This window comes from Paenibacillus sp. 2TAF8 (genome assembly GCF_052114825.1).
GTDB lineage: Bacteria > Bacillota > Bacilli > Paenibacillales > Paenibacillaceae > Paenibacillus.
Genome location: NZ_JBFRFN010000012.1, coordinates 146,829 through 167,062, shown reverse-complemented (window position 1 = coordinate 167,062; position 20,234 = coordinate 146,829). Strand labels below are relative to the sequence as shown.

Here is a 20,234-nt window from a genome sequence, read left to right as displayed (position 1 = left end):
CACGCCACCGAAAATCTGTGATAGGATTAAGTTACAAGTTAAAAATGATGTCTGGAGATCGGGAGGGACCACGTGCGTTCAGCAATTGCTGAACGAATGACGTGGTCCTTTTTTTGTTGTTTTTTTAGAGAAAAATAAGGAAAATGTTGGAGGGGTCATACATGACAGCAACGTTCTCGGCAGCACAACGAACCGAAGTTATGGAACAGATGTCGAATGCACATTTTGACGTATTGGTTATTGGTGGTGGTATTACAGGTGCGGGAATTGCACTTGATGCGTCATCTCGTGGGTTGAAGACGGCGCTTGTGGAAATGCAGGATTTCGCGGCAGGTACATCGAGCCGTTCAACCAAACTGGTGCATGGCGGCTTGCGTTATTTGAAGCAGTTTGAAGTGAAGATGGTAGCGGAGGTTGGACGGGAGCGTGCGGTGGTTTATGAGAATGGGCCACATGTGACAACGCCCGAACCGATGTTATTGCCTATATATACAAACGGTACATTTGGCCGTTTCAGTACGTCCATAGGTCTGATGGTGTATGACCGGCTTGCAGGAGTGAAACGCAGTGAGCGGCGACAGATGTTGAATGCCAGTGATACATCTGCCAGTGAACCTTTGCTACGGAAGCAGGGGCTGCTGGGAGGCGGGCGTTATGTGGAGTATCGGACGGATGATGCGAGGCTTACGATTGAAGTCATGAAAGAAGCAGTACGGCACGGCGTACTGGCTGTAAATTATATGAAAGCAACTTCGTTCCAGAAGGAGAATGGGCACATTGTAGGCATTCATGCGGAGGATCAACTGAATGGGAACAGCTACACGATTAGAGCCAAAAAAGTAATCAATGCTTCAGGTCCATGGGTTGATAGCCTGCGTGAGGTGGATGGCTCACGCCAAGGCAAAACGTTACAGATGACCAAAGGCATTCATCTGGTATTCGACAGTGCACGTTTTCCGCTGCGGCAAGCCGTTTATTTTGATACGCCAGATGGACGCATGGTCTTCGCTGTGCCGCGGGATGGCAAAACCTATGTAGGCACCACGGACACGGTATACCGTGAAGATCCGGCGCATCCGTTGATCACGGAGGCAGACCGTGATTATGTCATTGATGCGGTGAACGGCATGTTCCCGGATGTTCAGATTGGTGCGCAGGATGTGGAGTCTGGCTGGGCAGGCGTGCGCCCACTGATCCATGAAGAGGGCAAGGGACCTTCAGAGATTTCGCGTAAGGATGAAATCTGGGTATCCGATTCAGGTTTGATTACCATCGCCGGAGGGAAACTGACAGGTTATCGCAAAATGGCTGAGATGGTTGTAGATCTGGTTGCGCGTCAGATGCAACAGGAATTCGGGCATACCCTCGGTCCATGTGTGACCAAAAAGATGCCAATCTCCGGGGGAGATGTTGGCGGCTCGGCTGGATACGTGTCGTATACCGAACGCAAGATCAAGGATGGTGTCGCGCTGGGTCTGGATCGAAAAGCGGCGGAACGTCTGGCCCGTACGTATGGTTCCAACGTGGATGCGCTCTATGAGCGTATGCCTGATCCACGAACCAAGGCAGAGCTTCACAGTATACCGCAGGAGCTTTTGCTGATGCTTCGTTATGCAATGGAGGAAGAGATGGCGGCGACGCCAGCTGATTTCTGGGTACGCCGAACGGGGGATTTATTTTTCCGCATCGATGAGGTTCGCCGTTATAAATCAGCCGTCAGCATGTATATGGCAGAACAGCTTGGCTGGTCTGAGCAGCAGATAGCCAACTATGCGAAAGAACTGGATCAGCTGTTGCTGGAAGCATCCGGAAAGATTTAGAGTGGCAGGAATTTGCGAGTCTGGGTCGAATGGAACATGTAAGCGCGTAACAGAGAGGGGATTACATCCATGACATTGCAGATCGGAATCGTAGGAACAGGCTGGTTCAGTAAAGTACACGCAGATATTCTCACACGTATGGAAGGTGTTTGTGTCGCGAGTGTATGTGGAACAACGCTTGAAAAGGCAGAAGCGATGGCATCCGTATACGATGCTACAGGTTACGATAATCTTGAACATATGCTGGACGGTAAAAAGCTGGATGCTGTATACATCTGTGTGCCTCCCATGTCCCACGGATTCATTGAGGCAGAGTTGATCAAACGGGGCATTCCGTTCCTGGTGGAGAAACCACTCAGCACAGGAATGGACGTACCACTCCGCATACTGGAGCAAGTGCAACAGTCGTCTTTGTTAACTTCTGTGGGGTATCATTTCCGTTATCAAGGTGCTGCGCAGGTCATGAAACAAGCGATGCAGGAACAGAAAGTGGGTATGGCTCTGGGGCGCTGGATGGGCGGCATGCCTGGAGTTAGCTGGTGGCGCCGTCAAGACGGCTCGGGAGGCCAGTTTGTCGAGCAGACGACCCATATCGTGGATTTACTCCGTTTCTGTGCAGGCGAAGTGACAGAGGTCTATGCCGTAGCGGCTCAGCGCAGCATGCATGAGAAGCATGAGCATGTGACGGTTGATGACGTAGCCAACGTGACGCTGAAGCTCGAAAGCGGTGCGATTGCAAGCATTGCTAATACGTGTTTGCTGCCTGACGGTGAGGGTGGAGCCGGGCTGCAATTCTATACCGATGCCGGTGTATGGGACTGGACACCCGACCGTCTTCTGTTACCGAGTGCGGCTTCGCATCCGATGGCTGGACTTGAGGTTTCAGCTGGACAGAATCCCTATGAACGTGAAAATGAAGCGTTCATTCATGCGCTTCGCACGGGTGATCGCTCCCGCATTTTGTCCGATTACGCAGATGCATGCCGTACACAGGAGATCACCGTCGCTGCACTGGCATCTGTGGACTCGGATCTGCCTGTCAAGCTCCGGTCCTCATCGGGCCTTGCGCGTTAGAAGTCTGCCACACAGAACTCAGAAGCTAATCTTACAATTAATCCCCAAGCTTCAACAGAAAATGCAGTTCAAAAAACGCCTGCGACCGGAACCATATCGTTTATGGTTCTGGTGCAGGCGTTTTTATTATGCCCTTGCAGCGATTTTACAGCTTGCAGTGACTCAGGCCGTAACAAGCGTTAACTGGGGATAGCACTGCTTCTCTTGCTGTAGCAGTACCTGAACTACTTCAATTGCTGCTGTTCTTTTAACCAATCCGAAGACCAGCTGTAAATTTGATTAATGACCGGTTCAATCGCTCTACCTTTAGGGGTAAGCTCATATTCTACACGGGGAGGTATCTCGGGATACATATGCCGGGTTACGATGCCTTCAATTTCCATCTCTTTCAGACGCTCCGATAACAGCCGCCCGCTAATGGCCATCTCGGCCTCCAGTTCTGTAAACCGTTTTGGCCCAGACAACAGCTGATACATGATCAGCAGCACCCACTTTTTCCCGATGATATCCATGGCCTGTGTAATCAGACAGGGGCTTGGGGATTTTACTTTTCTCAGCTTCAACGTGTTTCACCTCGATTCATGGCAAATGTGGAGTACAACGCTATATAAAAGGACAAAACGATCTGCCGCTCTAAGAAATTCAAGTACCTTCATGTGAAGGACGGTCACTACAAAATATACTGTAACATACCTTTTGTATGTATTATACATCATTTCATGAAAAATTACTTGATGAAATTATCTTATTATTATATACTAACTTCATAAAAGTAAGTTTATGAGTAATAATACGTATTATAGATGTACATACCATTCCGCGGATGAGTTGAAGCTTCTAAAATAACAATTTAATAATAAGGAGATGCAAGATATGAAGAAAGTGTTGGGATATGTTTTTTTGGTAGTGCTGGCAGGTGTATTCGTCATGACAGGATACACGAAAGTCACTGGAGCAGATATGATGATTGAGACATTCGAGAGTTTCTCCTATCCAACGTGGACAATGTACTTGATCGGTGTGTTGGAACTGCTTAGTGCGGTTGGTTTGCTCATCCCGCGCACCCGTATTTTGGCTTCCGGAATACTCACATTCATTCTGATTGGAGCTGTGGGCAGCCATCTAATCTATGTACAGTATGCGGCTGTACCGCTACCAGCAGTATTACTTGTGGCTAACATCGTGGTGTTAATGGTCAGTCTGCACAGACTGGAAGAGGAAGAAAACAGCATGGAAATGGTGGAAGCGTGAAGAAAGCAGAAAGAAAACAGAAAGAAAGCACAAAGGTCTTAAACCCTTAGGAACCGTGCTTGTTCTTGTCAAGAAGGGAGTTACATAACTTGTGCTTCTCGTCATGAGCTATGTTACTCCCGTTATAACATGGAGGTGGTGTGTAGTTATTTGATAACTGCAACCATATCCTCTACGCATTAGATACTTCGTTGACCGCGTTTGATGATTCGCTGGGTATCTTTGGTCCCGGATTGTTCAATCCAAACGGCACATACCTGACGAACCCAATCGGGGTTTGTTTTACTGGCATCGTTTAACCAGTTGCTAACGGAGTCCTGTACATAGGGATGTGCATCGGATTTCACAGCAGATAACAGGGGGAGAGCCATTTCCGGGTTTTCTTTTAAAGGCTGGATATGTTTTGCCCATACCCCGCGAGGACGGATAGATTCAATGGCAAAGCGCCTAATCATTGGGTCGGGGTCGGTACTCCACGGGATTAAACATTGGAGGGCTGTTGTTATATCTTCACGAATGGAATCCCTCACAGCCATCCAGGAAATCTCCCTTACACCAAAGTGAGGATCTGCTGCAAACATACGGATCTGCTCCAGCTTTTCTGTCAGATGAAGATCAGGGTTCAGCCCTATAATATAAGCTGCCCAGCAGCGGACACTGTCTGAACGGTGCTTTGCAAGGAAGTTGAAGAGATGTATTTTCTCTTGAGCAGGTTGTCGCTCCATATACTCCAGCCATTGCCTGCCAATTGCCGGTATAACTTTCATAATGCGCTGTTCATCCTTCGGTGCTAGTCTTGTGGTAACATCTTGAATGGAGACGGGGATATCGAGTTCACGAGTGATCTGTTCAAAAAGAAGAAGATGATTCACGGCCAGCCATTCCGTCAAATTTACAGATTCAATCGTTCCGCTCTGCAATAAGCTGCAGACTTGCTCTGGAATTTCGGCAGCTTTACGCGCACCTTTGCGAAGCAGAATATTTTCAGGGATAGTAACGTTAGAGTTGGGATGCATGGTATGGCCTCCTTGTTCGTCTAAACTTATTATGTATACCATACAATAGACAGGAATGCAGAGATGTAAGGTGAATTACAAGTTTCACAGTGGAGAAGCCATTTTACGAAATTTCATCATTTCATGCGGGTGAAGGGCAACCGATTTGAATGAGGTACGAATTCGACACGTTTGCGAGAGTTCTTTCATAGCTACTGTGACTGATTCTCTTGAGGCACCAGCCATCCAGGCGATCTCCTGATGTGTGATTATACACTGAATAAGACAAAACCCCTCTTTTTCCTCCCAACCCATCTGCTCGGCTAACCGACATAAATTATGCATGATTTTGTCATGTAAACTTCCGAGTGCTAGAGTCTGTGTCAGCTCACTCATTTGTTTGATTCGTTCACTCAGAACGTTCATCATTCTCATCATAAAGGCTGGATGTTCGATTAAAAATTGCTCAAATCGGTTTCGATCCATTAGGCAGATATCACATGTCTCCATCGTTTCAATATATAAATCGCGTGTGCCAAGAGAAATATGATTCAGCTCTCCAAAAATATGACCTTCACTCAACATATCTACCGTAAATTGCTTCCCTTCAGGGCTTAATGTGTATAAACGAACTTTACCTCGCTTGATGAAATAGAAACCTTCTGTAAAAGTAGAAGGTGTTTGAATGGTGCTTTGTTTCGGGAACGATGAAATGGACGTCATGCTGTCCATTTCAATGAGATCGGCCTCGGATAAGGAGGACATGAGGTCGAACTGAGACAAATACAGGATTTTATTCATGAGGCTCCTTTCGCTCACCTTATAAAGTGATAAAAAAAGAAGAACCCGATGAAGCCAGGGTTCTTTGGCAGCGTGTTATCCTTTGCTTAGGAGTACGCTGTTTTATATATGATGATATAACATTCTAGCTATAATAACTTTTTTAGTTGAGAGACGCGTCCCTGGCTAATGCCAAGTTTCTCCGCAATTTGCTGTTGAGCGAGGCCTGGATGTTGTTCAATAATTTCCTTCATCTGTTGCAGCATGCGCGCCGTTTTTGGCCGCAGGTCGGGGTAGTCCTGGCTCGCAGCAGTATCTCCTTCTTCCCAGGAGGAAGCTGAGGCAGCAGCGGGTTTAACAGCAGGACGTTCTTTGGGTGCAGAAACCTGTTTGTTTTCAGGTACGAACCAGTCGGGAGTGTCATCTGGGTGTTTTAATTGAATTGCACAAGTCCGGCAGATGAATTGCTCTTTGAAATACATTTCCGTATCCACGTCACCGCAAAAAATACACAATGTTGATTTGTACTTCCTTAAAATCAACTCTTTCCCTTCAATGAAAAATTCAAGCGGATCGCCGATATGGATTTCCATTGTATCCCGCATTTCTTTGGGAAGGACAATTCGTCCGAGACGGTCCAGAGATCTCTTCATTCCGGTTCTTTTCATCGCATCTCCCCCGCATTATTAACATTAAAACCTGTCCTTATTGTAAGGAAGAAAGGGCTTTAATACAACAATAATATTTCAAAAAAAAGGGATTATTCCAACTATTATGGGAAAATAAGTTTAGAAAGCGCGGGAGCGACGGCTAAAGTGAAGAGTGCGGCCAAAACCATGGAGATACTGGAGATGGTCCCCGTTAGCGAACTTAGTTCAAAAGCTTTCGAAGTTCCCGTGCCATGGGCACCGGTTCCAAGCAGAGTACCACGTGCAATTTCGCCATCAATACGAAGCATTTTGACGATGGAAGGCCCCATGATAGCCCCAAGCAGCCCCGTCATAATCACGAATACGGCCGTCACTGCCGGGATTCCCCCGATAGAAGCTGATACATTCATCGCAATGGGCGTTGTGATCGAGCGCGGAATCAGACTATGAATCAAGCCGGAGTCGAGGTGCAGCCATTTTGCAAGCATAGCCGAGGAGAGTACGGCAACAACTGAGCCGGTCATGACACTGACTACAATCTCGGAAATATGTTTTTTGAGTACATGGAAGAAGGTGTAGAGCGGTACCGCAAATGCGACCGTAGCAGGTTGCAGCAGAAGGCTAAGCCATTTGCCTCCGCTACTATATGCGGCATAATCTGTTCCAGTCACTAGAAGTATGCCTACAACCAACAGAGGGGTAATGAGCAATGGTGACAGATAGACTTTGGGCAGACTGCGATACATTCGCTTAGCAACCATATAGATTCCGACCGTTAATAGCAGACATAAAAATCCAATCATCCCGTATGACGCTCCTTTCGTTTGGCAATACGTGTAGCAACCAGACCAGTACAAGCCATCACCAGAAATGTGCTCAGTAGTACGATAAATAAAATTTGTAATCCGTCATGCTCCAACATGGGCATGTAATTCATAATGCCAACCGCCGACGGGATGAAAAATAACAGCAGTTCACCGAGCAGCCATGCCGCACCGATTTCGATCCAGCGCAGTTTCACCACACCGGTCTGAAGCAGGATGAACAAGATAACCATCCCGAGAATGGAGCCTGGTACAGGTAGGTGGAGAGCACGGGCCAATAGGTCCATGAGCAGTGAAAAAACCATTAACAGTGCAACTTGTGCAATCCCGATGCCCCATTTTTTCACAGGAATCCCTCCTTTATAGATGAACATGCTTTGATGCATTTCATTTGAATGTTTGTGAAAAATGAATGGAAACGTTGCTTCGTATCACAAATTTTACATCGCATTCTTTCATGAGTAAAATGCATATTAAGAATGTTTTCTATTCCATTTATCTATGATGGGTTAGTTATGGCAGAAGGACAGGAGTGGAACGAAACGATGGATATTCGCCATCTGCAATATTTTCTGGAGGTCGCCCGCCAGCAGAGCTTCACAAAAGCTGCCGAGGTGCTGTATATCACCCAGCCCACAATTAGCAAAACCGTCAAGAATCTGGAGGATGAGCTGGGCGTGACCTTACTGGATCGTTATGGTAAACAGGTGAAGTTAACGGATGCGGGGCATGTCTTTTTTCGGCAGGCGCTGGAGATTGAAAAATCATTCCGCAGTCTTTCGTCCGAGCTGGACGATCTGATGAATCTGAAGAAGGGACATCTGCGTATTGGATTGCCGCCGATGGTGGGATCAAGCTTCTTTCCGATGATTATCGGTGAGTTCCACAAAGCGTATCCCCAAGTGAGCATTCAATTGTTCGAGGATGGTGCGAAAAAAGTGGAGGCTGATGTCATCAGCGGTGCACTAGATATTGGTGTGGCGGTGCTACCAACAGTGGATGATCTGCTGGATCATTTTGTATTTGTTCAGGAAAAGCTGAATCTGCTTGTACATCCCTCGCATCCGCTTGCCGGCAAGGAGTCGGTCGCGCTCCATGAACTGGAACAGGATGCATTTGTGTTGTTCCGGGAGGATTTTGCGCTCCATGACCGCATTATTGTGGCTTGTCAGCAGGCTGGATTCCAGCCCCGAGTCGTGTATGAAAGTTCACAGTGGGATCTGTTAAGTGCGATGGTTGCGGCAAATCTGGGCGTTGCCCTGCTGCCGGAGACGATCTGCCGCGAAGTCGATGATATGCGCGTGCGGATCATTCCGGTCGTGGAGCCAATCATTCCATGGCAGCTTGGCATGATCTGGCGGAAGGATCGATATCTTTCTTTTGCTACGCGGGAGTGGATTACATTTACCCAGTCGATGCTGGGAGAACAGATGAAATGAAGCTGGATCATTGATACAATGTAAACACAAATACTAGTGGGGGTGTGGAACTTATGAAACTGCGGGTATCCGCTGTACAATACCAATTGCAAACGATCCGCTCATTTGAGGAGTTTGCCGCTCAGGCGGAACATTACATACGGACAGCAGATGAATTCGGAACGGAATTCGTGCTGTTCCCTGAATTTTTCACTACACAATTAATGTCCATTGGGGACGCACAAGGAAATGCATTAACAATTGAAGATTTGCCTGATTTTACAGAGCAATATGAGCAGTTGTTTATCTCCCTTGCTGCCAAATACAATATGCATCTAATCGGAGGTACGCACGTTATTCGAAAGGAAGGCAAGCTGTACAATACGGCGCATATGTTTTACCCGGATGGACGGATTGCACGCCAGGCCAAGATTCATATTACGCCTACCGAAGTGACGGAGTGGAATATGGCGGCGGGGGACGGACTTGAAGTGTTTGATACGGACAAAGGCCGCGTTGCGATGCTGACTTGTTACGATATTGAATTCCCCGAAATTGTACGTATGGCAAAAGCCAAGGGCGCAGATGTGATTTTCTGTCCTTCCTGTACGGACGACCGCCACGGATTTTATCGGGTAAGGTATACGAGTCATGCGCGCGCAGTGGAGAATCAGGTATACGTTGTATTAACGGGGACGGTAGGTCATCTGCCTACGGTTGATTTCATGCGTGCCAATTATGGACAAGCTGCGATTATTACACCGAATGATGTGCCATTTCCGCCGCGCGGTATTCTGGCTGAAGGTGAGATTAACAACGATATGATCGTCACAGCCGATCTTGATCTGGACTTGCTGTATGAGGTGCGTGAACGTGGCTCCGTAACAACCTGGCGTGACCGCCGCACCGATCTGTATACGGATTGGGAGTAAAATTACGCAGGAGGGATTAAGCAGGATGTATGTCAAAGAAATGCTGATAGTTGCGCCTGATGGTAGTACCAAAGATGGTGGAAACAAAAATGGTAGAGCTAAAGCGGTGATCCGCAATTATGTAGCTTCCGATTTTGAAGAGCTGATTCGCATTCAGGCGGAAAGTTTCCCGCCACCATATCCGGAGGAACTACTATGGAACCAGGAGCAGCTCAGTAGTCATGTGCAGCATTATCCCGAGGGAGCTATCTGTATCGAGGTAGACGGGGAACTGGCTGGTTCGATGACTGCACTGCGAATGCAGTGGGATTCTGCGTACCCATCCAGCCACACATGGGCAGAGGTTACGGATGATGGATATATCCGCAATCACCAGCCGGATGGGAACACGTTATACATCGTTGACCTCTGTGTCCGTCCGAAATATCGCAAATGGGGGCTGGCTCAGCTCATGATGCAGGCCATGTACCATCTTGTGATCGCACAGGGGATGGATCGTTTGCTCGGGGCAGGGCGGATGCCTGGATATCATCGGGTTGCGGAGCAGTTGTCCGCACAGCAGTATTTGGATCAGGTTGCAACCGGAGAGAGGCATGACCCGGTTATTTCTTTTTTGCTACGATGTGGGCGTATGCCTGTTGGTGTGGCTGCCGATTATCTGGATGATGAGGAATCTTGTCATTATGCGGCTCTGATGGAGTGGCGTAATCCTTTTAAATAGGGCTGGTGTCCATTGAAACAAACAATTGCACTGAATACATATTTTAATTAGGAGGCTTTTAACTATGGAATTTACACGTATTACATCCATTCAAAATCCGTTGTTCGCTCAAATGCACAAACTGATGCAGGAAATTTTTCCGCCGGAGGAAGTGCTGGACTTCCCGTTATGGGCTGAACCGCTGGAGGACCCTGGCATTCGGGTGTTTGTCGCTGTACATGAGGGTCAAGTGGTTGGTGCAACGGAGTACCGTTATTATGAGGACTGGAATGTAGCCATGACTGATTTCACCATTATTGGGCGCGAAGGTTTGGGAATCGGGGCATTCCTGGCGAATCACCGTAAGCGTGATCTGCAGCAACTCGCTGCTGCCAATGGCAAAACATTGTTTGGCATGTTTGCCGAAATCTACAATCCATATCTAAGCCAGGATCATGCGTTTGGCGGCATCAAACCGATGGACCCATACGTGCGCCGCGAAGTGTTATCACATCTGGGGTATCAGCGCCTGGATTTCCCGTATGTGCATCCATCCTGGCAAGGAGACGGTGAAGCGGTAGGAGGCCTGGATCTGTGCTTTATGCCAGGCGATGAGTCCCTTTCGGAGCTGCCATCCAGTCTGGTTGCCGATTTCCTGAATCGGTACTATGCTGTACTGCCAAATAAACCGCAAGAGTGGCTTGCCATGGTAGAGCAATTGAATGCCCGTGAATCTGTGGCATTGCTCCCGTTGTAAGTGAAAACGAATAAAGGTAAGTAAGACATTATTCATGTGTTAAACCCGCAAGGATGTACAGCAAAAAAACTAAGTTTAGACTTGCTGTCAGCTCCCCAGCAAATGAAATATCAGGTGAATAGCCACAGCAGTCGCTGTGGCTATTCACCTGATATTAGGGAGGGAAGACATCGCCCTGAAGTTAAATTGTTGGTACTTCAATAGCTTTACAGTAAAAAAAGTAAATTCAGCTTGTTTGTAATCTGGTTCCTAATCGTTGCATAAGAGGATTTTTATAGAATATTTTATAGAACATAAGTACTTTGTGTTAGATATTCCCTAAAATTATAGATCAGTAGCAGATTTAGTTTGAAATATATCTGGAAGACGGTATAATAAAATAAATCTATAACGATTAATTAACGTTGTTTAGAGAAGTTTACATTCATGGGAAAGAAGGAGGATGAATGAACGTTCATGATCGGGTTGAAGAGATTTATCAAGAGATTTGGCTCAGAGAGCTTTTTGCGAAATACAGGCCTGAAGGGGAAACACATCTGTTACAAGCGATTAACTTTAGGGATCAGATGAATCGGTTCAGCTGGGGAATGTTGTTTTTATACATATATGTTTTGGGGCGTCGTTCCAAGGAGGAATTACCAATTTCAATTGCAGCCGATATGGAATTGATCTGCTTGTCCTCCCGGATCCTTGATGATGTGTTGGATGAGGATAATTCCCAATTGGAAAGATGTATTGGCCGACAAAACACATTATTTTTATTCACGGAGTTACTAATTACCTCATTGCGACAGTTACAGGCATTTGAATGCAGGGATATAGGTTATATGCACCTTCATAGTGCATTGCAGGCAGAGTGGCTAGATGTAAATCGAAACATGTTTGACGAAATTAGTGAGCAGCAGTACATAAAAAAGATTCTGCCCAAGAGTTCTGCCATGTTCAAATTTGTTACGGCATACGCAGATTCGAATCATCAGGAATTTTGGGATGAATTTTGGAATTGGGCATGTATGGGTATGCAATTATCAAATGATTTAAGTGCGATATACAATGATGAGAAGAGCGACCTTATCAAACTAAAGCCAACACTACCACTACTTAAAACGTTTGACGTAAGCGACGAAGCTCGTAAACTTGAGATCAGGGCTGGTTTTATGGAGTACGCTTCGGGCAAGGGATCAGTTTCTACTGTTCGAGAGTTCATTGAGGCCCAAGGGGCTTTGGAATACTGTCTAATACTTCGTGAGTTATGTAAGGAACGTTGCCTGCATATGCTGCAAGAGCAGTTCCCTGAACAAACCGAAATGACAGGAAAGCTACTAGCCTATTTAAATATGGTGGCTGCATGATGTTTCCGAAACGAATCGGCTTCATTCCGATCAATGCCCTGCTGATGCTGGTGACAATCCTCCATTTTGCCCGGTTTCAAACAAACTTGTTTGTTTATGACCTTATTCTCATTGGTGTGCTGATCCTAACAGGCACTTTCATTTATCTGGGAACGTTAGCCGTCGATTCAACCAAATGGTTTATTTTTCTGATGTATACAACCGCTTGGATTCTGCTTTTGCTAAATGGCCCTTCCTATCTCTATTACGGTATTGGGCGGATTCTGATGAGCTTTGTTCCTAATATGTTGTTTATTTTTTTCGCCCATTTTACAAACTTGCCACGAAAATCACTCTACCATAAATGTAATATGATGCTCCTAATATCGGGGCTGGTTACGTTGGTTTCCTTGTTAAGCTTTATTCCGTTTTTAAGCTATGTACTTTTTTTGCATGTACTGTTTTCGATGTATTGTTGTGTCTGGTTGTCCATCCATTACAAGCATAGGCAGAGAAAGATATTAAGTGTGGACCGAAGGATTATGAATATGTCGATTGCAGTGTCGTTTATACCGTGTATAGCGGCATACACCATATTTGGAGGTCTAATGCCCTCGCAAGCCAAATTCTATACCATTTATGCCTCCGTATTCTTGCCCTTAGGAGTAGGATATCTTCTGCTGAAACGAAACGGGATACAGACTCGTTTTGATTATCGATTAACTCTGAATTTGCTTGCACTTTTTATAGGCGGAGCAGTTCTGTTCATTGGATTTGTGATGTATGTGATGGGTCTATCCTTTGTACAATCTCTGTTACTTCTTCTTATGGTATATATCCTATTATACGTCCATGTGAGTTTACAGAAATTACTATCCTTACGTCAAGTACAGGTGATGAGCAGAGCAAAGGAAGAACTTGAGAAGGAACGATTAGAAATTCTTCAAAATGTAACCTATGATCGTTATATTACAGCACTTAATGGCATGATAAGACAGTTTATCGATAGAACCATTCCACTTAATGGGATGCTGACGATATGGAAAGAACAAGAAAGTAGTTATATTTTGGAGCAAAATGGCATATTTGAAGAATGCTCGCTAAAAAAAATTAATGTGCACAAACTTAAAAATGTCGTTGATACAATTTCGATTGAGGGCGAAATTTATTATGTCTTTCCTTTAGTTTATCAAAAAAAGGTCAATGGTTGGATGATTACCGGCCATAAAGTAAACAGTGACAAGTTCACAACTCAAGAAGTCGAGACCTTAATGCTGCTTGCTGATATGATCTGCGAGATTTTGAAAACAACGGAGATCCTATACGAGAACCAGCGACGATATGTACAACTCCCAAATTTGACATATGAAGATTATCAGAATATCCGTATTTCTCAAAAGACAGAAGATATTCGGAAGGAAGTGGCGCTGTACCTTCACGATGATATTCTTCAGTCCATATCGGCTGTGCAAAACATGATTGAAGTTTTAGAGACTCCTCGGCAAAAGGAACTTCACGATTTTATTAATGAGACATTAGAAGGAATTATTCGTTCAATTCGCAACAAAATGTTCGATATCTATCCAACAACACTGAAAGATTTGGGGCTCTATCAGAGCCTGACTATACTCTGCAATCGGCTTATGGAAGAAGCGGTGATGCAACCAAACTTGAAAATACGTGTGGAATCCGAGATGGAACTTGAGGTAGACGATTCGTTGCAATTCACCGTATTCCGAACGATTAAAGAATTGGTACAGAATGCAGTTAAGCATGCTCAGGCAAAAGAAATTGTGGTGTCTGTAGAACTATCGGAGGACCATATTCTAGTCGTTGACGTTATTGACGACGGAGTAGGTATCGATGTGGAATCTGACTTGGTCCGGAAGACCGCTGTGCCCCACATCGGACTGTTAACAGTGAAGCAAGAAATTGACTCTTTGCATGGAGAATTGTCCATCATGAGGAATGCTACGAATGGAACCCATGTCCAGTTCAAACTTCCAATGGAAGGGGCGAATATGAATCATGTATATCATACTATTTGATGATCACAAGCTCTTTGCCAAGAGTTTAGAAATATCAATGAAGGGCATAGTAAGCAAATTCGAGGTTCACACTTCACCTGAGGATATTGTTCAGATTCTGAAAAAGAGAAAGCCTGATATTCTTCTTCTAGATATCCATATGGGAGAATATAGTGGTCTGGATGTGGCGACTGAGGTGCTGACACATTATCCTGATTTGAAAATAGTCTTCTTGTCCGGATACGATCTGGTAGAATATCATAACCGGGCGATCAAAATCGGGGCTAAAGGCTTCATTAACAAAAGTATCTCCGTTCATGACTTGGCTATGCAAATTGAGCTTGTAGCCAAAGGAGGAATTATTTTTCCGAAATCCAATCAGGATACAGTTCCTCTGACCAGTCGTGAAAAGGAGGTTCTGCAACTAATGGCGGAAGGCATTACACAGCAAGAGGTGGCTAATAAATTATTTATAAGCCGTAGGACAGTCAACAACCATATACAAACAATCAATGAGAAATTTAATGTGAATTCTACGGTCTCAGCTATTATTAAAGGAATAGAGATGGGAATCGTGGTCTTGAAATCTCCAAAATGATTAACCTGTCTTAAAACTCAAAGCTTATAGAAGTAGTTATGAAAAGCAATTTGTACTGGGCACTCGGTACAAACTGCTTTTTTTTATTGAAAAATTGCACAAAATACTCGTTTTGTATCGGAAATAATTTCCTATACTAAGGTTAACAAAGCAAAGGAGGCAGTTGAAATGACAGAAAACCTTTGGAGTGTAGTGAGAGAAATAAAAAGCGGGACGTTATGTTTAGCAGACATACAGGATAAGGCTCCTAAGAATGTGGTAACACATCTGAATAATCTGTTCTCTGGAAAGGAACGGAACACAAGGGTAATGAACGATATTGTAGCATTAAAGGGTGCTTGGCCTGATTGAATTTATGACATTTTCCAGCAGCCCAATGTAAATCATCAATAAGTAAAAGGAGTTGTAACATGCTGACAGTTCGAAACATGACATTTTCGTATGCGGATCCAGTCTTAGAGGAAGCATGCTTTGTCTTTAAACCCGGAACACTTTACTTCCTATTAGCTCGTAATGGTGCGGGGAAGAGTACCTTGTTCAAGCTGCTAGCTGGAGAACTGCAGGCGTCTTCCGGGGAAATCCATATGACAGAGAATCTAATATTTCATAGGCAGCAACCAGTATATTTTGAGGACATGACGGTAAGGGAAAATATCGAGTGCTTTTTACAGTTGTTGAAGACAAAGGCGCGTTATGAAGAACTAAAGGACGAATATCATCTGGAGAGTATCGAATCCAAAATTGCCCGGAAACTTTCRGGTGGGGAAAAGCAAAGGCTGTACTTGGCTCTAACGGGTATGAGTGACGCAGGAATTCAGCTCTATGATGAGGCCGATGCCGCTCTTGATGCAGGTGCAAGGCAACAGTACTACCAAGAGGTTTTGCAACGGAATGCTTCAGAGGGGCGGATTGTGATCGCGATTAGTCATCATATTAGCGAAAGCTTAAAGTATGCTGATCGAATCTGTGTACTGACCGAAAGGCAGTTGTACGAGGTAGATCCAGCAGAACTCCCACAAGAACTAGCTGATCTAAATGAAGATAAAATTATGGAGTACATTGAGAGGGTGTGCATGCAACCATGAGAACGTTAACGTTTAATTTTCTGAAGGCGGATTTGCGAATGCCACAGCTTATGTTCTGGGATTGGTTGTTTCCTCTGGTTCTGATTCTGGCCTTTAGTGTGTTTATTCAATCACAAGAGTTTTCTAGCTTCTTACTGCCAGGTCTGGTCAGCCTATTCATTATGCAGAGCATCATCTTCTCGCTACCTTACCGAATAGCGCAATTTCAGGAGCAAGGAATTCTGGCCTTGGTGAAAGAACGTGGTAATCCGGTGAAGCTGTTAACAGGGTTTTATCTGAGTCGAGTCGTTATTTTGGTGGTACAGACCGTCGCGATTTTAGTGATCGGAGCATGGTTGCTGAAGGTGCCGTTAGAACTGAACATCGGCCTAATGGTAGTAGCGTTTGTAGCAGCAACACTTCTATTCATGCTACTTGCGACATGCTGCGGTATTGTAATGAAAAAGCAGAATGCGGCATTGGGTTTGTCTCAGGCTATCTATTTTGTACTGATTGGAACTTCAGGCATTTTCTACCCGATGGAGAAAAGCCCGGAGCTGCTTCAACTCGTATCCGGCTTCTCACCACTATATTATGTGAATGAGTTATGGACCGGTGCGTTATTGGGAGACTCTGTTGGGGCAATCAGAGATATAGGAATCCTTGCGATTTTCACAGTAATCCTTTTGATTTTATCGGGGCTGCTCCTTCGAAATAAAAGGAAAGGTAAACGTAAATATGAAGGTATTGCACAAGCTAACTAGTAAGGATTTTTCGGAGCGTAGTGTCGATGGTTTGCAGAACATGTTTGAGGAAAAATCACTCAGCCCTTATGGTGCGAAACTTGAAGCCCAGTTTTTTCTCTGTGAAGCTGGGGAATCCATTCTGAAAGTAAAGGGATCACTCAAGGTCACCAAAGAATCTTTGCCAGAACAACTGTTAACACGAACAATGATATATTTCCCTGAACAACGATATGGGCTGGAATATATTCATCAGACACCAATTATTGATTTTGAATTTCTGTACGAGCTTAGAACAGATAAAGATTACTTCAATCTTGTTGTGCTCGACCGTGAAGGGCTGATTATCAGTTCGGCAACCTATGTTTTCAATCATTCAAGTATTATACCCTATCCGATAAGGATTCAAGATTTATCTCCACTGGACATCGACGGAGAAATTTATCGGAAAGATGAACAGCTTATATTCCGTTCCACAATGGGAGAAGATTGCCACACATCAACAATTCTTCATACCTGGCAGAATGTTGGCCAGCACGTTGTTCTGCCTGCCAGCAGGACAGAAGCAGATAGGACGTACGAGAGCAGCATGTTGATTAGTGATATGTGTTCTGGCATGTGGATGGTTATCGCTACCGACGATACAGGCCGTCTCCTTACCCAATATGTTGTTCAAATATGAAAGTAGGGAGAGGTTATGGATGAACAGAGCACTGAAATCAGGTGGGATACTAGAGAAAAATCAAGTGGGAGAAGCTTTGAAGCGATATATTCGAACATGCGGTGAGTTTGATGATCCGGATTATATGTTCGATGAGCTGTATTTCCTTCATATTCTTCTGTGTCGCTATGCATCAGAACTGAAACAAATATTAACGCCTATGGATTATGAAAAGATCGTTTTCAGACATGCTTGTCTGGGAAACACCAAGGAACTCGCACAAGAAATCACAGTATGTGAACTTGGTGCTTTACCAACCTATATACAGAGTCAGGTACTCTTTCGTTACTTGGGTACTGCATATTATCGACTGATTTCCACTGGCAAACGGTTCGACAGATCGGATGAATGGGTCATGTTGCTGAAAAACAACCTTTCTAAGGTACGTGGATATTCCATGATATTCGATTACATGATGCATATATTCTGTACCAAGCTTGGCATCGAAGCGGGTTCTGGTTTATCTCCGGTAACGGTGTACAAGAGTCGGGAGGAATCAATCTATGTAGATACCCATTACTTCCTAGTTCATTCCGATTATTTCAAGCGGCCCATTATGAATGACAATATTGACAGGCTTTTAGAGGGTTGCGAGTACGCTCTTACACACAAGTTAGGTGATTTGGTAGCGGAACTTTATTGGGCTCTGAATGTTTATGGTTATGGGGATAGAGAGGTTTTAAAATTGAAGAGTTTTATGGATAACTTCTATATGGAAGGAGAATGGAGGTACGGGTATACGGATTCTCGTCGGCAAGTGCATGCGCAATATTCTACCATTGCAGCTTATCTTGAATTCATCAGAAGAGAGCAATTGAGAGGAGGTGAGTAAGATATGATCCGGTTTGAAGCGGTCTATCCTTTTGGCAGCGAACAGGATCCTATGGGTAAGGAAGGGTTGACACACCTTTTGGAACATCTGTTGGTCAAGAGTAATATGCCTGACTATAGCTTGCTTGATCTGTGCCGCTCAATGAACTGTACAATCAAGGCTGCAACGTCCAGCCAACATTTGCGTCTTGTTGTAGAGGGGGATAATAGCTCGTTTATGGCGCTTTATCCTGAACTCGTTTCTCTATTATCGAATGCTGCAGCATGTATCCAGCTAACAGACGAAGATCTTGAGCATGAGAAGCAGGTCGTATTGAATGAACTACAGTATAAAATAGACCAAACTCACTCATTAAATCTCAATCAGGCGGGGACAAGCGAGAATATTTCCTACGCATTGCAACCTGTACACCCTGTACTTGGTAATCGAAACACGTTGGCTCGAATCAGTGTAAGGGATATACGCGTGCAACTAATCCGCTTTTTGAATACTCGTGCTGAGATTGAAATACAGTATCAACAACCAACGGATCGAGCAACTTTGGAGAAGCTTACTTCTAAATTAACCGTCCCGAACCGGAGCAGGATATATAGGAAAACCTTATTACAAACGGAACCAAGTGTCCTGAATGTTCGAACATGGGGTGTACATTCTTGGGTAGTAGTAGATGGTGCGGAACATGCATGGCATGAGGCGGCTGTAACGATTCGTTCTGGTGCTGCAATCCGCAAACATATTCGTCATATCTCAAGGAGTCTAGCGGGATATCTAAGAACTTATTGCCGAACTGAATTTGCTGTTCATTGTGAAATTGGGTTAATTACCCTCTATTTTAGGGGAAGTATGAATCAAATTGAACAAGAATTGCTGAGGCTGCTCCGTCTAGATCCCTCCGAGGCAGCATCCTTTTTCATAGAGAGTGTACAGAGGGAGCAACGAAAGCACAGCTTACATCAGGTTTGCGAGTACATTCTACATGACGGAGGGGGCGCATTGCCTACGGGGCAAGAGATTCAATCGTCATGGGATGCTGTAGAAATTTTGAAACAGCAGATTCTATCCGGCTTAGCTGTAGCAGCAACGTTTGCACCGGACACGCAGTTGCTAGAGCAGGCCTATGAAGAAAAAGCAGTGACTCCACTTTACAAGATTAATGACTGGAAAAATACTGGGAGTAGGGATTTGCCGAACCTGATGAATCATGAGTATGTGGAACTTTGGCCAGGCCCTGGATACTTCTCGTCGGGCAAATATGTCTCTCATCTATTATGGTCAATGATAGCGGGACTGGATGGTGCTTTGTTCGAGTATTGTGCGTCACAAGGGTTGACATTGTATAGCCATCAGTTTTTTTCGAGAGAAATGTACGATCAAGGACATGTGATATTGTATGTTCATTGTCCTGATCAAAAAGTCAAAATGGAGATGAGCCAACTCTTTCGGAACATGCTATTGGAACTCGAAGCTAAAATCGATAAGCCAATGCTTGAAAAAGCAGTGTCCAAGGTGCTGCTTAGTAGGGAGCAAGCCAATCGCTCTTCAGCACATCGCATGATGGATCTCTCCAATCAGGTTATGGGATATTCGGGAGTCATTCCAGCTAATGATTACGCAGAGGAAATAGGGAATGTCCAGCCAGAAATGGTGCAAGTACTTATTCAAAATATACTGGATAGTCCCTCGATTATTTTGGGAATGGAGTGCTTGAGATGTTAAA

The 20,234-nt window shown here is 44.8% G+C and carries 22 protein-coding genes; 16 read left to right on the top strand and 6 right to left on the bottom strand.

Annotated features, from left to right (window positions below; all coding sequences use genetic code 11):
• Positions 1–161 precede the first annotated feature (161 nt).
• Entirely contained in the window at positions 162–1,820 is a 1,659-nt protein-coding gene (locus AB4Z30_RS18830; RefSeq protein WP_441929045.1) for a glycerol-3-phosphate dehydrogenase/oxidase, read from the top strand.
• Between the two features lie 69 nt (positions 1,821–1,889).
• Positions 1,890–2,894, top strand: a complete 1,005-nt coding sequence (locus AB4Z30_RS18825) for a Gfo/Idh/MocA family protein (RefSeq protein WP_441929044.1) — start codon at positions 1,890–1,892, stop codon at positions 2,892–2,894.
• Positions 2,895–3,118: 224 nt separating this feature from the next.
• Here AB4Z30_RS18825 and AB4Z30_RS18820 read toward each other — a convergent pair whose 3' ends face one another.
• On the bottom strand, positions 3,119–3,406 hold the full coding sequence (locus tag AB4Z30_RS18820) for a winged helix-turn-helix transcriptional regulator (RefSeq protein WP_441929075.1): 288 nt from the start codon (positions 3,404–3,406) through the stop codon (positions 3,119–3,121).
• A 361-nt stretch (positions 3,407–3,767) separates the two neighbouring features.
• On the opposite strand from AB4Z30_RS18820, the gene AB4Z30_RS18815 reads away from it, so the two are divergent.
• On the top strand, positions 3,768–4,145 hold the full coding sequence (locus tag AB4Z30_RS18815) for a DoxX family protein (RefSeq protein ID WP_441929043.1): 378 nt from the start codon (positions 3,768–3,770) through the stop codon (positions 4,143–4,145).
• 179 nt (positions 4,146–4,324) lie between these two features.
• On the opposite strand, the gene AB4Z30_RS18810 is transcribed toward AB4Z30_RS18815, so the two are convergent.
• The 5 genes from AB4Z30_RS18810 to AB4Z30_RS18790 all read right to left on the bottom strand — a co-directional run bounded on the left by AB4Z30_RS18810 (position 4,325) and on the right by AB4Z30_RS18790 (position 7,741).
• Positions 4,325–5,161 carry a DNA alkylation repair protein gene (locus AB4Z30_RS18810; RefSeq protein WP_441929042.1) on the bottom strand — a complete coding sequence of 279 codons (837 nt, stop codon included), beginning with the start codon at positions 5,159–5,161 and terminating at the stop codon, positions 4,325–4,327.
• Between the two features lie 84 nt (positions 5,162–5,245).
• A complete protein-coding gene (locus AB4Z30_RS18805; RefSeq protein WP_441929041.1) occupies positions 5,246–5,941 on the bottom strand; it encodes a Crp/Fnr family transcriptional regulator in 696 nt (231 codons plus the stop codon).
• A gap of 128 nt (positions 5,942–6,069) precedes the next feature.
• On the bottom strand, positions 6,070–6,588 hold the full coding sequence (locus tag AB4Z30_RS18800; RefSeq protein ID WP_441929040.1) for an AbrB/MazE/SpoVT family DNA-binding domain-containing protein: 519 nt from the start codon (positions 6,586–6,588) through the stop codon (positions 6,070–6,072).
• A 104-nt stretch (positions 6,589–6,692) separates the two neighbouring features.
• Positions 6,693–7,373 (bottom strand): CidB/LrgB family autolysis modulator, encoded by a 681-nt coding sequence (locus tag AB4Z30_RS18795; RefSeq protein ID WP_441929039.1) that lies wholly within the window; start codon positions 7,371–7,373, stop codon positions 6,693–6,695.
• Positions 7,370–7,741, bottom strand: a complete 372-nt coding sequence (locus AB4Z30_RS18790) for a CidA/LrgA family protein (RefSeq protein ID WP_434748990.1) — start codon at positions 7,739–7,741, stop codon at positions 7,370–7,372. Before AB4Z30_RS18790 ends, AB4Z30_RS18795 begins: the two co-directional genes overlap by 4 nt.
• A gap of 198 nt (positions 7,742–7,939) precedes the next feature.
• Here AB4Z30_RS18790 and cidR point away from each other — a divergent pair, with 198 nt between their 5' ends.
• From cidR to AB4Z30_RS18725, 13 genes are all read left to right on the top strand, one after another.
• Complete coding sequence (cidR, locus tag AB4Z30_RS18785; protein WP_441929074.1) at positions 7,940–8,833, top strand: cidABC operon transcriptional activator CidR; 894 nt, start codon at positions 7,940–7,942, stop codon at positions 8,831–8,833.
• A 53-nt stretch (positions 8,834–8,886) separates the two neighbouring features.
• A complete protein-coding gene (locus tag AB4Z30_RS18780) occupies positions 8,887–9,744 on the top strand; it encodes a carbon-nitrogen hydrolase family protein (RefSeq protein ID WP_441929038.1) in 858 nt (285 codons plus the stop codon).
• A gap of 25 nt (positions 9,745–9,769) precedes the next feature.
• On the top strand, positions 9,770–10,465 hold the full coding sequence (locus AB4Z30_RS18775) for a GNAT family N-acetyltransferase (protein ID WP_441929037.1): 696 nt from the start codon (positions 9,770–9,772) through the stop codon (positions 10,463–10,465).
• Positions 10,466–10,529: 64 nt separating this feature from the next.
• Entirely contained in the window at positions 10,530–11,201 is a 672-nt protein-coding gene (locus AB4Z30_RS18770) for a GNAT family N-acetyltransferase (RefSeq protein WP_441929036.1), read from the top strand.
• Between the two features lie 446 nt (positions 11,202–11,647).
• Positions 11,648–12,553 carry a hypothetical protein gene (locus tag AB4Z30_RS18765; protein ID WP_441929035.1) on the top strand — a complete coding sequence of 302 codons (906 nt, stop codon included), beginning with the start codon at positions 11,648–11,650 and terminating at the stop codon, positions 12,551–12,553.
• Complete coding sequence (locus AB4Z30_RS18760) at positions 12,550–14,580, top strand: sensor histidine kinase (protein WP_441929034.1); 2,031 nt, start codon at positions 12,550–12,552, stop codon at positions 14,578–14,580. Before AB4Z30_RS18765 ends, AB4Z30_RS18760 begins: the two co-directional genes overlap by 4 nt.
• Entirely contained in the window at positions 14,561–15,157 is a 597-nt protein-coding gene (locus tag AB4Z30_RS18755) for a response regulator transcription factor (protein WP_441929033.1), read from the top strand. The genes AB4Z30_RS18760 and AB4Z30_RS18755 overlap by 20 nt, the downstream gene beginning before the upstream one ends.
• Before the next feature lie 168 nt (positions 15,158–15,325).
• Positions 15,326–15,508 carry a hypothetical protein gene (locus tag AB4Z30_RS18750; protein WP_441929032.1) on the top strand — a complete coding sequence of 61 codons (183 nt, stop codon included), beginning with the start codon at positions 15,326–15,328 and terminating at the stop codon, positions 15,506–15,508.
• Positions 15,509–15,567: 59 nt separating this feature from the next.
• On the top strand, positions 15,568–16,242 hold the full coding sequence (locus AB4Z30_RS18745) for an ATP-binding cassette domain-containing protein (RefSeq protein ID WP_441929031.1): 675 nt from the start codon (positions 15,568–15,570) through the stop codon (positions 16,240–16,242).
• A complete protein-coding gene (locus AB4Z30_RS18740) occupies positions 16,239–16,985 on the top strand; it encodes an ABC transporter permease (RefSeq protein ID WP_441929030.1) in 747 nt (248 codons plus the stop codon). Before AB4Z30_RS18745 ends, AB4Z30_RS18740 begins: the two co-directional genes overlap by 4 nt.
• Positions 16,960–17,646 (top strand): DUF5944 family protein, encoded by a 687-nt coding sequence (locus tag AB4Z30_RS18735; RefSeq protein WP_441929029.1) that lies wholly within the window; start codon positions 16,960–16,962, stop codon positions 17,644–17,646. Before AB4Z30_RS18740 ends, AB4Z30_RS18735 begins: the two co-directional genes overlap by 26 nt.
• Positions 17,647–17,665: 19 nt before the next feature.
• The gene (locus AB4Z30_RS18730; RefSeq protein WP_441929028.1) at positions 17,666–18,517 is read left to right on the top strand and encodes a hypothetical protein; all 852 of its coding nucleotides are present in this window, start codon (positions 17,666–17,668) and stop codon (positions 18,515–18,517) included.
• Between the two features lie 3 nt (positions 18,518–18,520).
• A complete protein-coding gene (locus tag AB4Z30_RS18725; RefSeq protein WP_441929027.1) occupies positions 18,521–20,233 on the top strand; it encodes an insulinase family protein in 1,713 nt (570 codons plus the stop codon).
• The last annotated feature ends 1 nt before the right edge of the window (position 20,234 follow it).